Genomic DNA, 13,345 nt, shown 5'->3' on the forward strand with positions numbered 1-13,345 from the left:
CTCGGCGACTATGTGATCAAGCACCGTCTTCATGGAGCGCTCGCCAAACGGCCCCGGCCGATGAGTCCGCTCGCTGGCGGCCGGGTTTTCCGCTTCTGGCCATTGCTCGATCGCGCTTGATCGGTCAACACTGCCGGCCTGCAAAACAGGAAACCGATCATGCCCAGACTGCTCTATGCGTCCTCCTCTCCCTACAGTTCCAAAGTGCGCATGGCAGCCGCCTATGCCGGCATCGACATCGAAACGGTGGCGGTCAAAACCGACGACAAACCGGCCGAACTGATCGGCGCCAACCCGCTCGGCAAGATCCCGGTTCTGGTGCTCGACGACGGCCGCTCCATCCACGACAGTCGCGCCATCACCCAGCATCTCAACCGTTTGTCGAAGAGCGCGCTTTTTCCACGCAATCCCGACAAGCGGCTCGAGGCTGAAGTGCTGGAGGCGTTGGCCGACGGCATTTGCGACTGCGCGCTGTCGATGGTCTATGAACGGCGCACGCGGCCCGAGGAGATGGTCTATCAGCCTTGGCTCGATCGCCAGTGGGCGAAGATCACGGCGGCACTCGACCTGCTGAATGCCAACCCGCCGAAGCTGCCGAAGAAGATCACCGCCGGCCAGATGGCGCTGCGCGCCTGCCTTGGCTATCTCTCGCTGCGTTTTGCCGGAAAATGGGAGAAGGGTCGCGCCCGGCTGACGCGATGGGCGGCACGCTTCGACGAGAAGTTTCCAGAACTGAAGCCGTGCATTCCTGGTTGATAGCCGATTGCCCGGAATTGATTTCCCGGGTTATCGATTCGATCACCGGGAAAATTACCCAGACACAAAAAAAGCCGGGCGCGAGGCCCGGCTTTTTCGTGTCGTGGCTTGAACGACTTAGAACTTCATACCGACGCCGAAGGTGACGCGGTTGTCGGTGGCCTTGACCTTGCCGATGCCGTCGAAGCTCTTGCTGCCGAAGTCGGTGTAACGATACTCGACGCGGCCGAAGACATTGTCGGTCAGCTTGATGTCGGTGCCAACACCGGCGGTCCAGCCGAGCATCGTTGCGCGATCGCTGGCCCCAAGGACGGTGTCTTCCACCTTCAGGCTTCTGCCGGCGAGACCGCCGGTGCCATAGAGCAGGATTTCTGGGCTGACCGCGTAGCCGAGGCGGGCACGCAGCGAACCTTCAAAGCCGGCCTTGGAGTCGATGCCGTTGTCGTCGCCCTTGACGCCGTTGTAGCCGAGTTCGGCTTCAGCACCGTAGACGAAGTTCTCCTGCTGCCACTGGTAGCCGCCGAAGACACTGCCGACGAAACCCTTGGTATCGGTTTCAACGTCGAAATCCTTTTCTTTGGTCCGGCCGCTGAAGCCATAGCCGACGTTGAGACCGGCGTAGGGGCCGGCCCACGAAGCGACCGGAAGTTCAGCGATCGGCGCAGGTGCCGGCGGCTCTTCCGAAACCACGTCAGCAGCATAGGCAGTTCCGCTGAGGGCGAAGAGCCCAAGCGCAACGGCCAGCGGCCGTGCGAATTTGAGATTGGCTTGCATTGTTCTTTACTCCTTGAGCCACAGGACACAGGCTTGTTTCTCACGATCGCCATCTACCCGTCCGGGGGGTGAAACGGATCTGGCGTTCGTCGGTTCCAAATGTCGTGTCAAAATGCGGCTGAAGCGAACCTGAACTTGGGTCATTCCCCGGCACGAATGAGGCAGAACCTTGACGTTGCATCTTCGCAACAGCGAAATGGCAGGAACCATCCCATGCTGCGCTGCACACCGCTTGGTGCAAGGACTCCAGCACCCTATATTGCGGTCGGGCGCGCCCGAGTCTAGGGCGGGCCGGGATGTCCAAACGGCCGTTTCGCCACAATGCTGCCCAAGGTGCGAACACCATTTAACGCATGCCGGGCCATATTTCGCCGGCACCGCTTTTTCGGGCCGAAATTGAGGATTGACACCATATGAGCAAAGCCACTGTCACGGCGCTGGTGACGGGCGGGGCCAGGCGGATCGGCAGGGCGATCGTCGAGGATCTCGCCGCGCACGGTTTTGCCGTCGCCATCCATTGCAACCGCTCGCGCATCGAGGCCGATGCGTTGGCTGCCAAAATCATCGCCGGAGGTGGCCGCGCCGCCGTGGTCGCCGCCGACCTGACCGATATGGACGCCGTCGACGATCTCGTCGGCCAGGCGCAAGCAGCGCTCGGACCGATCCCGCTGCTGGTCAACAATGCGTCGCTGTTCGAGGACGATTCGGTTCGGGATTTCGACTGGCGGGCCTGGGACCGGCACTTTGCCGTCCATGTGAAAGCGCCCGCGCTGCTGGCGCAGAATTTCGCCCGGGCGTTGCCGGCAGGGCAGGAGGGCCTGATCGTCAACATGATCGACCAGCGCGTCTGGCGTCCGACGCCGCGCTACTTCTCCTATGCGCTGTCCAAGTCGACGCTGTGGACGGCCACCCAGATGATGGCGCAAGCGCTCGGCCCCAGCATCCGCGTCAATGCCATCGGCCCGGGGCCGACACTGAAGAACGCGCGTCAGGACGACAGCGATTTTGCCGCACAGGTGGATGGCTTGGTCCTCAAGCGCGGCCCGGAATTGCCGGAATTCGGCGCCACAATCCGCTATCTCTGGGAAGCGCGCTCGGTCACCGGCCAGATGATCGCGCTTGATGGCGGCCAGCATCTTGCATGGCAGACGCCCGATGTGACAGGCATGACGGAATGAGTCCTGTAGACCACAAAAGCACGCCGCGCGGCGGCGCCGACGATCTGCCCCCCGATATCGACCTCGAGGACGAGGCGGTCGAGAAGATCGTTGAAACCGTCGGTCCCGATGTCGCCTTCACCGCCATCGACTGGACACCGCATGCCGGCGACGCGGAAGGCATGATCGGCGCCGAGGTGATCCAGACGCTGGTCAAGCGGCTTCCCAACGCGCCCGGCGTCTACCGCATGATGAACGCTGCCGGCGATGTGCTCTATGTCGGCAAGGCGCGCAGCCTGAAGAAGCGCGTCACCAACTACGCGCAAGGCCGTTTCCACACCACCCGCATCGGCCGCATGGTGCGCGAAACGTCGACGATGGAGTTCGTCGTCACCCGCACCGAGATCGAAGCGCTGCTGCTCGAAGCCAACCTTATCAAGCGCTTGCGGCCGCGATTCAACGTCCTGATGCGCGACGACAAGTCGTTTCCCTACATTCTCTTGACCGGCGACCATGTCTCGCCGGGCATCTACAAGCATCGCGGCGCGCGGTCGCGCAAAGGCGATTATTTCGGCCCGTTTGCCTCGGCCGGTGCCGTTGGCCGTACCATCAACTCCCTGCAGCGCGCCTTCCTGCTCAGGAGTTGCACCAACTCGTTCTACGAGAACCGCACGCGGCCATGCCTGCTTTATCAGATCAAGCGCTGCGCTGGTCCCTGCACCGGCGAGGTCTCGCATCAGGACTATGCCGAACTGGTCGGCGAGGCGAAGGACTTCTTGTCCGGCCGCAGCCAGAAGGTGAAGACGGAAATCTCGGCCGCCATGCAGCAGGCGTCGGAAGCTCTCGATTTCGAGCGCGCCGCGATCTATCGCGACCGGTTGGCGGCCCTGTCGCATGTGCAGAGCCATCAGGGCATCAATCCGGCGACCGTCGACGAAGCCGATGTCTTCGCCATCCATCAGGAAGGCGGCCAGGTCTGCATCCAGGTGTTCTTCTTCCGCACCGGCCAGAACTGGGGCAACCGCGCCTATTTCCCCAAGGCCGATCCGGCGTTGGAAGCAGCCGAGGTGTTGGGTTCGTTCCTGGCGCAGTTCTATGACGACAAGCCGACGCCGCGGAACATTCTTCTGTCGCATGGCGTCGAGGATCAGGAACTGCTGGCCGAGGCGCTCTCCACCCGAGCTGGCCGCAAGGTCGCGATCTTCGTGCCGCAGCGCGGCGAGAAGAAGGACCTGACCGACAACGCTTTGCAGAATGCCCGCGAAGCGCTCGGACGCCGGCTGGCTGAAACCTCCACCCAGGGACGCCTGCTTGCGGGTTTCGCCGAGACATTCGGCCTGGCCAAGCCGCCGGTGCGCATCGAGGTTTACGACAACTCACACATCATGGGCACCAACGCGGTCGGCGCCATGGTCGTCGCCGGACCGGAAGGGTTCGTGAAGAACCAGTACCGGAAATTCAACATCCGCTCGACCGAGATCACACCTGGCGACGATTTCGGCATGATGCGCGAGGTGATGGAGCGACGTTTTTCGCGGCTGCTGAAGGAGCATGGCGATGTCCCGGCTGGGGATGCGGCTGATGGTTCGGCGGACGATATGGAGGACGATATCTCCGGCAGCTTCCCGGCCTGGCCCGATGTCATCCTGATCGACGGTGGCCAGGGCCAGATGACCGCGGTGCGCAAGATCCTCGCCGATCTCGGCATCGCGGACCGGGTGGTGGCCATCGGTATCGCCAAGGGCCAGGACCGCGACGCCGGCCGTGAGCGTTTCTTCGTCAAAGGCAGGGACTCGTTTTCGCTGCCGGTTCGCGATCCCGTGCTCTATTTCGTCCAGCGCCTGCGCGACGAGGTCCACCGTTTCGCCATCGGTTCGCATCGGGCGCGCCGCAAGAAGGAGATGGTCAAGAGCCCGCTCGACGAGATCAGCGGCATCGGTCCCGGCCGCAAGCGGGCATTGCTGCTGGAATTCGGCACCGCCAAGGCGGTCAGCCGCGCGGCCATCGAGGATCTGCGGAAAGTCGACGGAATTTCCGAACAGGTGGCGAAACTGGTCTACAATCATTTCCACGAGAGTTGAAAAATCCGGCACTTTCATCTGGCCTGTCGAATCTGGCCTGTTGACCCCCTACATTCGCATCTGATTTGAGTAGGCAGGCAGAAAGAGTTTCCCAGACATGGCCAAGCGCGCGTTCAACCTGCCCAATATGCTCACCTACGCCCGCATCGTCGCGGTGCCGCTGGTGGTGCTGTGCTTTTTTCTCGAAGGACATCTGAAGTCGAGCGACTTTGCCCGCTGGTCGGCGCTGATCATCTTCCTGCTCGCCTCGATCACCGATTATCTGGACGGCTATCTGGCACGCGCCTGGCAGCAGACCTCCAACATCGGCAAGATGCTCGACCCGATCGCCGACAAGCTGCTGGTCGCCACATGCCTGCTGCTGCTGGCCGCCGATACCGATCGCCATGCGGGTATTGCCGGCTGGTCGTTGTGGGCGGCGATCATCATCCTGTGCCGTGAAATCCTGGTTTCGGGCCTGCGCGAGTATCTGGCGGCGCTGAAAGTCTCGGTGCCGGTGACGCAGTTGGCAAAATGGAAAACCGCGATCCAGATGGTCGCCATAGCGTTCCTCTTGGCCGGACCGGCCGGCGACAAGATCTTTCCGCTGACCACGCAGACCGGGCTGGTTCTGCTGTGGATCGCGGCGTTGGTCACGCTCTACACCGGCTACGATTATTTCCGCGCCGGCCTCAAGCACATCATGGACGAGTGAGATGACGACACGGCTCATCTATTTTGCCTGGGTGCGCGAACGCATCGGCATGGCTGAGGAGGATGTCGACCTGCCTGCGGGCATCGAGACGGTGACCGATCTCCTGCGCTGGCTGAAATCGCGCGGCGATGGCTACGAGCACGCTCTGCAATATCCCGACGTGATCCGCGTCGCCATCAACCAGGAACATGTCGAGCACCGCGAGAAGATCGCGGGCGCCCGCGAAATCGCGCTGTTCCCGCCGATGACCGGGGGCTGACATGAGCGGCGCGGTCTTGCCTGTCGTGCGCATTCAGCGCCAGGATTTTGACGTCGCCGCCGAGATCGCCAGACTGACGCAAGGCCGCGCCGATATCGGCGCCGTGGTGACCTTCTCCGGCCTTTGCCGCGACGAGCAGGGCGCGCTCTCAGCGCTCGAGCTCGAACACTACCCCGGCATGGCCGAAGCGGAAATCGCCCGCATCGCTGTTGAAGCGGTCGAGCGTTGGCCATTGCAGGGGCTCACCGCCATCCACCGCCACGGGAAGATCGCGCCCGGCGAGAACATCGTGCTGGTGGTGGCAGCCTCGGCGCATCGCCATGCGGCGTTCGAGGCGGCGAATTTTCTGATGGACTATCTCAAATCGCGCGCGCCTTTCTGGAAGAAGGAGCATCGGGCTGACGGCTCGGAGGGTGGCTGGGTCGAGGCCAAGGAAGCCGATGCAAACGCCGCGCAACGCTGGTATCAGTCCGAATAAGATCCGCCGCAGCCATGCATTGACCGCAATCCTTTGGCCAATTGGCGGGATTGGTCAGCCTCGGCATTGGCAGCCCGGGGCATTGGCAGCCCGGGGTGAGGGAGATGGTCATGCTGGACAGGATCGCGGAGTTCTTGATCTTCGGTTTCGTGCCTCTGGTCGTCGGCATATTGGCCGTTCCGGAGCAGTCTGTTGCCACCGAAAGGGCCGTGAGAGGCGAGGTGATCTATCGCGAGCGCATTGCCTTGCCGCCCAGTGCCGTGCTCTCCGTCCAGCTGGCGGACGTGTCGCTGGCCGACGCGCCGGCCACCATCATCGGTGAGCAGCAAGTAAAGCCGGCAGGCCAGGTGCCGATCAGCTTCGAGATCAAATTCGACCCTTCGGTCATCCGGTCGCAGATGACTTACGCGTTGCAAGCCCGCATCACCGTCGACGACAAGCTGCTGTTCATCTCCGATATGCGCCATCAGGTCGATCCGTTGGCCGACGTGCCGCAGACCATCATGCTGAAGATGGTCACCCCGAGTGCCGAGCCGACGGCTTCCGTCTTCGACCAGCCCTGGCTGGTCGACTATATCGACGGCATCGGCGCTATTGCTGCCCCGCAAGCGACGTTCAGGGTCAGCGGGGCCGGCAAGGCGGGCGGCAGCGGCCCCTGCAACACCTACTTCGCCACCGCCAAACTCGATGGGCAAACGATCGCGATCAGGGACATCGGCTCGACCTACAAGGCCTGTGCGCCCGAGGTGATGGCCGAGGAAAAGGCGCTGTTCGATGCGCTGGCCAAGGCGGCGTCATACCGTGTCGATGCCGGCAAGCTCATCATATCAGACAAGGATGGCCGCGAGATCCTGCGCTTCAGCGCCGCTAGCTGACCCCCAACGAAAAAGGCCGGCGAAACGCCGGCCTTTTCACGTAATCCAAGGTCTGGACTATCGGCTCAGCCGACGATCTCGGTGTCCGAGAACCAGTACTTGATCTCTTCTGCCGCGGTCTCCGGCGCGTCGGAGCCGTGCACCGAGTTTTCGCCGATCGACAGCGCGTGAACCTTGCGGATGGTGCCTTCGGCGGCGTTGGCCGGGTTGGTGGCGCCCATCACTTCGCGGTTCCTGGCAATGGCGTTCTCGCCTTCCAGCACCTGGACGACGGTCGGTGCCGACGACATGAATTCAACCAGTTCGCCGAAGAAGGGGCGGTCCTTGTGGACGGCATAGAAGCCTTCCGCTTCGCGGCGGCTCATCCAGACCCGGCGCGAGGCGATGACGCGCAGGCCTGCCTCTTCCAGCATCCTGGTGATGGCACCAGTGAGATTGCGCCGGGTTGCGTCCGGCTTGATCATGGAAAATGTGCGTTCGAGCGCCATGGGTCGTCCTTGTCTGAGAATGGAATTGAGAGTGGCGGGCTCTATACAAGCCGCCCGGCCCATTGCCAAGGGGTGAGGCCAAAGGGGTGAGGCCAAAGGGGTGAGGGATGGTCCGCGAAGCGGACGGAAAGCCAATTGCTTGGCTCCGAGCGACGAACGGTGAAAGCCCGGTCCGCCTTCGGGCGGATTGAAAGGTCCAGTGGACCTTTCAAAGGGTTTGAACGCCCGAAGGGCAGGGAGCGATAGCGAAGGGCAGGCCGCTGCGCTTTTCTGTGCTCCCGAAGCCGAGATCAGACGGCTACACAGCAACGCGTTGCTTGCTATACTCGCGTGTCGGCGCCGCGCTGAGGTCGGGCCGTATGGAGACACCATGACCATGACAGACGATCGTCAGGAACGCATTCGCAACCGTGCGCACCAGCTCTGGCTGCAAGAGGGCCAGCCGGCTGGACATCATGAGCGCCATTGGCATCAGGCGGCCGCCGATGTCGACCAGGAGGACGCCGCGGGCAAGTCGGCGGCCAAAAAGCCAACCAGGAAGGCAACTGGCGCCGCCAAGGCAAAGGCCGCCCCCAAGGAGGCAAAGGCTGCCACGAAGGCCGGCAAGCCAAAGAAGGCGGCGGCCAAGTAAGCTTTACGGCGTCAAGCCGCGGCGGCGATCTTTCGTCCCAGCCCGCCATGCAGGTCGAGGCAGCGGGCGAACCACTGCGCCACCACGTCGCCGTCGTCGAGCAGTTGGTAGGGCGAGGCTATGCGCGCCCATTGCAGGGCGCCGAAGACGATATAGTCGCTGAACAGCGGCGCCGCGCCGCCGATGAATGGCTGATAGGAGAGCATCGAGCGCAATGGCTCCAGCGAGGCTCTGAAATTGCCGAGCCCAGCTTCCCTGGCGGCCTTCACCTCCTCCAGCCGCTTGCCAAGACGCTGCTCCCGGCTCTGGCGGAAATAGACGGCGTTTTCCGCGTCCTGCATGGCATGGAGGTCCATGATCGCCGCGGTGGTCACGTAGGGATGAATGGTCACTTGCGACCAGCGTTCGACGAAGCGCGCCATCGCCTTGCCGCCTTCACCGCCAAACAGCGTCGGCCGGTCCGGATAGGCCTCATCGAGATAGAGCGCGATGGCGAAGGAATCCGCGACGACCGTCTCGCCGTCCCGGATCACCGGAACGGTTTTCGAAACGCCGCCCTCGACAGCGGGCACCTCGAGAAAGCGCGTCGGTACGGTCGATATGTCGAGCCCCTTGTGGGCAAGCGCCATCACCACCTTCCAGCAATGCGGGCTGAACGGACGTGTGGTGTCGCGTCCGACGAGATCATAGAGCAGAATGGTCATTGGCGGCGGCGTTCCTGCGGGTTAGGTAGGCCCCGCATCGACGTGAGCCGAGGGAAGCCATGAGACAGCATTTCATGATGTTTGCGGCCTATAATCAATGGGCCAACGGTCGCATCTATGATGCCGCCGCCGAACTCGATGACGAGGAATTCAACCGCGATGTCGGCGCCTTCTTCGGCTCGATGATGGGCACGCTCAACCACCTTTTGACGGCCGACCGGATCTGGATGAAGCGCTTCACCGGCGAGGGCGACGCGCCGACGACACTGGATGCCATCCTGCATTGGGGGTTGACCGGCCTGCGGGCGGCGCGTGAAGCCGAGGACAGGAGGATCATCGATTGGGTCGGCGGCCTCAATGACAAGGCGTTGACGGGCCGCTTCACCTACATGACCGTTTCGGACATGCGCACCGTCTCGCAAAGGCTGGCGCCGGCGCTGGATCATGTCTTCAACCACCAGACCCACCATCGCGGCCAGGCGCATACGATCCTGACCATCCTGGGACGGCCAAGCCTGGGGTTGGACCTGATGCTTTTTCAGCGGACCGAGGAGGGCAGAGCTTTCGCCTGATTCCGTGCCGTCCGAAGGTCGAAGAGCTTGCGCCTACTATCGCTGCATTTTGTGCTGCAGCATTGTCTTTGCATCTGAAATTAGCCGGCACACCGGATACTTGCCCGAGATTCAGGCGGCCGTCGAAGCCTCGCCCCTGATTTCGCTGTCCAGTTGGCACTGCGTCAGAGCCGCTTCCGCCATCACCCACTGCTTGAACAACTGGACCTTGCGTGCGGCAAGGCCTCTCAGCGGGGAAACAAAATACCAACCAGCCGTGTTCGGGTGGTGGACGGCGAAGGGAGCCACCAGCCTTTCGGCGCGGATGTCGCTGGCCATATAGGCACGGTTGGCCACCGCAAAGCCCATCCCGGAATTGGCTGCCTCGTAGGACATCATGCACGAGTCGAAATAGATGCTCTTGGTCTCGCTGAGCACGAAGCTGGCGCCGGCGAAACCAAGCCAGGATTGCCAATTCTGGGTGCAGGTGTCGGAATGCAGCAGGGTGAAGTGCTTGAGGTCGTCCGGTGTCACCTTCGACAGCCGCTTATCGCCGAGAACTTCGTGGAACAGCTTGCGGCTGCACACCGGTGTCAGGTCTTCGCGAAACAGCAGATCGGATTGCAGCCCGTGAAAGTGACCGTCGCCATAACGGATTTCGAGATCGAATTCCGAGGCCGTGAACTCATGCGTCGCGTAGGAGGTCGAGACCCGCATTACGATATCGGGATATTGCTGCTGGAACAGCGGCAGGCGCGGAAACAGCCAGCGTGCCGCAAAGGTCGGCAGCACCGATATTTTTAGCACATGCTCCTGCGATTGCCCGGTCGCTTCCATGCTGGCGGCGACGATTCGCTCCAGCGCCTCGCGAACGCGCGAGACATAGGTCTCGCCCTCCGGCGTCAACGACACCGCATTGCCGCCGCGCTGGAAAATCTTGAAACGAAGCTGATCCTCAAGGCTTTTCACGCGCTGGCTGACCGCTGAAGCGGTAATAAACTGTTCTTCGCCGGCACGCGTGAAATTACCGTGCCTCGCAGCACTCTCCACGATTTTAAGCGAATTGAGGTTGACCTGACTGAGCAGACGCACGGTTTCGACCTTAAGCTTGGCTTACACTAGCACCAGCATTCCTAATTTTACAGGGGTGGGTGAATTAATCGACTGTTTACCAAGTGTTGCCCCCATCCTGGAGAAGTACAATGAACGCCCATACCATTCCCGAACTGCGTTATGCGATGAGCCGCGAAGCCATTATCGGCCATGAAACCGCCTGGAAAGTGTCGAGTTTCGGTGTCGCGCAATATTTGCACGGCTATGACCCGGCACTGCTTGCAGCTATCGAGGAGGCTGCCCTGAAGCTCAAGGCCAGCCATGCCGTGCACAAGCACCTCGATCTGACCTTCATCACCGGGGCCGACCGTTTCATCCCCCAGATCAAGGAATTGCTGCATGACAAGCTGCGCCTGGAGCGGCTGTCCGACATGATGGGCACCAAGCTGGAGCCCTATCCGCTATCGATCGTCGGCTCGACGGTCACCTTCATGAATCCAAAGGACGGCGCCGTGGAGTGGCATTGCGATGGCGTTCCGGTCACAGAGCTCATTCCGCTGTCGATCAGCAATCCGCTGGTCGGCGGCCACCTCGAAATCTACTGCGACGACTCCGAAACCGGCCGCGCCATTCTCGAAGCCGGCCGCGAAATCCCGCGCAACAGTGTCATGCGCATCGATCACAAGATGAACTACGCGACGCTCGGCCAATTCCTGGGCGTCCTGCATCGCACCGCTCCGATCCGGTTCGGCGAGCGCGTCACGCTGGTGCTCAACCAGCGCTCGGTGGCCAAGCCCTATGTCGACGATAACAGAATGTTCTATCTCGCCGCCGACAACGACCACGACCGTGAGTGGGTCAGCGAACTGGCCGAAGATGTCTGGACCAATCAGCTGCCGGCCTATCGTCGGTTCGAGGCGGAGCATCCCGTGCCCACCGCCGTCGAGGCACCGGTTCCGGGCGGCGCCAGGGAATCATGGTAATGAACCATGACCCCGATAAGTCGGAACCGGTTTTCGGACAGGATCATGGTCGAACAGCAACATAGAGTCCCATGCCGATTGTTTCGGCAGGGATCCGGCTCGATATCCGCGTTGGTCTTCGCTGCCGGTGCGGTGGCGTTGTGGTCCACCAATGCCCTGGTCGGCAAATCCCTGCTGGCCAGCCACCCGGTGTCGCAGGTCCAGTTCCTGCAATTTGCAGGCGCAGCACTCGTCTTCGCCGCTATCAGATTGATGAGCCGCGAAAGAGTAGTACCGGTCACCGCCGGGGCGGCGCTCATCTCTCTCGCGGTCGGCTTCATCGGCCTGGTCGGCACCATGGTGCTGCAATACATCGCCTTCGCTTCGATGCCGGTGATCGAGGCCAATCTGGTGGCCTACACCTGGCCGTTGATGGTCGCGGCGGCAGTCATTGCCTTGGAAAATCCGCGGCGTCCGGCACTGTTGGGTCTCGCCGCGGTGGTGGGCTTCATCGGCGTTGCACTGGTGATTTCGGGAGGGCGCAACCAATCCTGGTTCGAAGGCGATCTGGTCGGCTATCTCGCCGCATTCGGGTCCGCGCTATGCATGGCCTTCTATTCGATCATGGTGGGACGGGTGGCCACTCCAGCGGATCGCCTGTTGCTGCCATCGTCTTTGATTGGCGTCGCTTTGATGTTTCTGTGGTGCGCTCGCGACGGTTTCACCTGGCCCGTCGGCGGGGATCTGGCCCTCGGCCTTTATCTCGGCGCCGGTCCGATGGGCCTGGGCTACTATTTCTGGTCGCGCGCCTTGAAGCTTGAAGGCAGCGGCAGGGTCGCGGTGGTCGCCTATCTCACGCCGATCGCCTCGACCCTGCTTTTGACCTTATCCGGCGAACGGCTGACGGTGACGGCCATTGTCGGAGCCATCCTCGTCATCGGCAGTTGTGTCGCGGTCGGTGTGGAACGTTCGGAGGTCGAAAACCATGTTTGACGAGAATGAGCGTCTGGCCATTCAGGAAGCGCATTGGCTGATCGACGAATTCGGCGCCGAGGCACCGCTCTACGCCGCGATGAGGGCCGAAAAGGCCATAGAACAAAAGGATTTCGCGCGTTGCGCCCGCTGGAAGCGTATTCTGGAGATATTGGACGAAAGTCCTGCCGCTAAGTCTGCTGGTTCCAAGTATTAGATTTTCTAATTTGCACGGCGTCGATTTCGCATGAATGCTATTTTTGCCGATTCTTCATTCTTTTATGAGACTTGGCGGTCCGTTGGGGGACGCGGTTAAAGAGATACATCGACACAAGTCTTCGCTGGGGTGGAGGATTTTGTCGCAAATAAGGTGAAAGAATTGTCAAATATCGATGATAAGACCGTTATCGAGCTGACGGCCGATATTGTCTCGGCCTATGTAGGCAACAATCCGCTTCCTGCTGCCGGCCTGCCTGAGTTGATTGCCAGCGTCAGTGCTTCGGTTCGCAAGCTCGCTGGTGCAGTTGTCGCGGAAACTCCAAACCTGGTTCCGGCAGTCAATCCGAAGAAGTCGGTGTTTCCCGACTACATCATTTGCCTTGAGGACGGAAAGAAGTTCAAGTCGCTCAAGCGGCATCTGCGGACCGACTACGGCCTGAGCCCGGACGATTATCGGGCCAAATGGGGCTTGCCGCCGGACTATCCGATGGTTGCGCCAAACTACTCGGCGACGCGATCGGCGCTGGCAAAGTCGACGGGACTTGGCCGCAAGCCGGCAGCAGCGCCGGCCGCTGTCGCCAAGGCAACGAAGCGCAAGGCGACTGCCTGAGAGCAGGCAAGCCAGTGTTCGGCTGCTTTGACGACGCCCTCGCTGGCGTCGTTTCGAGGCCTTGTGCGGCCAACTGGCCGG

17 protein-coding genes are annotated in these 13,345 nt (G+C 61.8%); 13 read left to right on the plus strand and 4 right to left on the minus strand.

Annotated elements, in window-relative coordinates; translation table 11 throughout:
- The first annotated feature begins 159 nt into the window (after nucleotides 1-159).
- On the plus strand, nucleotides 160-756 hold the full coding sequence (locus EN749_RS04450) for a glutathione S-transferase family protein (RefSeq protein ID WP_127319025.1): 597 nt from the start codon (nucleotides 160-162) through the stop codon (nucleotides 754-756).
- 117 nt (nucleotides 757-873) lie between these two features.
- On the opposite strand, the gene EN749_RS04455 is transcribed toward EN749_RS04450, so the two are convergent.
- Nucleotides 874-1,530: an outer membrane protein gene (locus EN749_RS04455; RefSeq protein ID WP_023812630.1), complete on the minus strand. Its 657-nt coding sequence runs from the start codon at nucleotides 1,528-1,530 to the stop codon at nucleotides 874-876.
- 413 nt (nucleotides 1,531-1,943) lie between these two features.
- Between EN749_RS04455 and EN749_RS04460 the strand changes: the two genes are divergently transcribed.
- The 6 genes from EN749_RS04460 to EN749_RS04485 all read left to right on the plus strand — a co-directional run bounded on the left by EN749_RS04460 (nucleotide 1,944) and on the right by EN749_RS04485 (nucleotide 7,074).
- Nucleotides 1,944-2,708, plus strand: a complete 765-nt coding sequence (locus EN749_RS04460) for an SDR family oxidoreductase (protein WP_127319023.1) — start codon at nucleotides 1,944-1,946, stop codon at nucleotides 2,706-2,708.
- Nucleotides 2,705-4,768, plus strand: a complete 2,064-nt coding sequence (gene uvrC / locus EN749_RS04465; protein ID WP_128362621.1) for an excinuclease ABC subunit UvrC — start codon at nucleotides 2,705-2,707, stop codon at nucleotides 4,766-4,768. The genes EN749_RS04460 and uvrC overlap by 4 nt, the downstream gene beginning before the upstream one ends.
- 97 nt (nucleotides 4,769-4,865) lie before the next feature.
- Complete coding sequence (pgsA, locus tag EN749_RS04470) at nucleotides 4,866-5,462, plus strand: CDP-diacylglycerol--glycerol-3-phosphate 3-phosphatidyltransferase (RefSeq protein WP_023673449.1); 597 nt, start codon at nucleotides 4,866-4,868, stop codon at nucleotides 5,460-5,462.
- 1 nt (nucleotide 5,463) lies between these two features.
- Entirely contained in the window at nucleotides 5,464-5,721 is a 258-nt protein-coding gene (moaD, locus tag EN749_RS04475; protein ID WP_127267618.1) for a molybdopterin converting factor subunit 1, read from the plus strand.
- A 1-nt stretch (nucleotide 5,722) separates the two neighbouring features.
- Nucleotides 5,723-6,199, plus strand: coding sequence for a molybdenum cofactor biosynthesis protein MoaE (locus tag EN749_RS04480; protein WP_127267617.1), 477 nt, complete (start codon nucleotides 5,723-5,725; stop codon nucleotides 6,197-6,199).
- Nucleotides 6,200-6,309: 110 nt separating this feature from the next.
- Nucleotides 6,310-7,074: a YbaY family lipoprotein gene (locus EN749_RS04485; RefSeq protein ID WP_127397431.1), complete on the plus strand. Its 765-nt coding sequence runs from the start codon at nucleotides 6,310-6,312 to the stop codon at nucleotides 7,072-7,074.
- Nucleotides 7,075-7,139: 65 nt separating this feature from the next.
- On the opposite strand, the gene ndk is transcribed toward EN749_RS04485, so the two are convergent.
- Nucleotides 7,140-7,562: a nucleoside-diphosphate kinase gene (gene ndk, locus EN749_RS04490; protein WP_013532476.1), complete on the minus strand. Its 423-nt coding sequence runs from the start codon at nucleotides 7,560-7,562 to the stop codon at nucleotides 7,140-7,142.
- 370 nt (nucleotides 7,563-7,932) lie between these two features.
- On the opposite strand from ndk, the gene EN749_RS04495 reads away from it, so the two are divergent.
- The gene (locus EN749_RS04495; RefSeq protein ID WP_127331827.1) at nucleotides 7,933-8,193 is read left to right on the plus strand and encodes a DUF2934 domain-containing protein; all 261 of its coding nucleotides are present in this window, start codon (nucleotides 7,933-7,935) and stop codon (nucleotides 8,191-8,193) included.
- Nucleotides 8,194-8,204: 11 nt separating this feature from the next.
- On the opposite strand, the gene EN749_RS04500 is transcribed toward EN749_RS04495, so the two are convergent.
- On the minus strand, nucleotides 8,205-8,897 hold the full coding sequence (locus tag EN749_RS04500; RefSeq protein ID WP_127397433.1) for a glutathione S-transferase family protein: 693 nt from the start codon (nucleotides 8,895-8,897) through the stop codon (nucleotides 8,205-8,207).
- Nucleotides 8,898-8,956: 59 nt separating this feature from the next.
- On the opposite strand from EN749_RS04500, the gene EN749_RS04505 reads away from it, so the two are divergent.
- Nucleotides 8,957-9,469, plus strand: coding sequence for a DinB family protein (locus tag EN749_RS04505; RefSeq protein ID WP_127810836.1), 513 nt, complete (start codon nucleotides 8,957-8,959; stop codon nucleotides 9,467-9,469).
- Nucleotides 9,470-9,580: 111 nt separating this feature from the next.
- On the opposite strand, the gene EN749_RS04510 is transcribed toward EN749_RS04505, so the two are convergent.
- The gene (locus EN749_RS04510; RefSeq protein WP_027037936.1) at nucleotides 9,581-10,540 is read right to left on the minus strand and encodes a LysR substrate-binding domain-containing protein; all 960 of its coding nucleotides are present in this window, start codon (nucleotides 10,538-10,540) and stop codon (nucleotides 9,581-9,583) included.
- Nucleotides 10,541-10,650: 110 nt separating this feature from the next.
- On the opposite strand from EN749_RS04510, the gene EN749_RS37615 reads away from it, so the two are divergent.
- The 4 genes from EN749_RS37615 (at nucleotide 10,651) to EN749_RS04535 (ending at nucleotide 13,264) form a co-directional block, all read left to right on the plus strand.
- A complete protein-coding gene (locus tag EN749_RS37615; protein ID WP_164873868.1) occupies nucleotides 10,651-11,484 on the plus strand; it encodes a hypothetical protein in 834 nt (277 codons plus the stop codon).
- Nucleotides 11,485-11,529: 45 nt separating this feature from the next.
- On the plus strand, nucleotides 11,530-12,456 hold the full coding sequence (locus EN749_RS04525; RefSeq protein ID WP_127810835.1) for a DMT family transporter: 927 nt from the start codon (nucleotides 11,530-11,532) through the stop codon (nucleotides 12,454-12,456).
- A complete protein-coding gene (locus tag EN749_RS04530) occupies nucleotides 12,449-12,652 on the plus strand; it encodes a hypothetical protein (protein ID WP_024504288.1) in 204 nt (67 codons plus the stop codon). The genes EN749_RS04525 and EN749_RS04530 overlap by 8 nt, the downstream gene beginning before the upstream one ends.
- Nucleotides 12,653-12,814: 162 nt before the next feature.
- Nucleotides 12,815-13,264: a MucR family transcriptional regulator gene (locus tag EN749_RS04535; protein ID WP_127268153.1), complete on the plus strand. Its 450-nt coding sequence runs from the start codon at nucleotides 12,815-12,817 to the stop codon at nucleotides 13,262-13,264.
- The last annotated feature ends 81 nt before the right edge of the window (nucleotides 13,265-13,345 follow it).

It is taken from the genome of Mesorhizobium sp. M7A.F.Ca.ET.027.02.1.1, assembly GCF_004022985.1.
GTDB lineage: Bacteria > Pseudomonadota > Alphaproteobacteria > Rhizobiales > Rhizobiaceae > Mesorhizobium.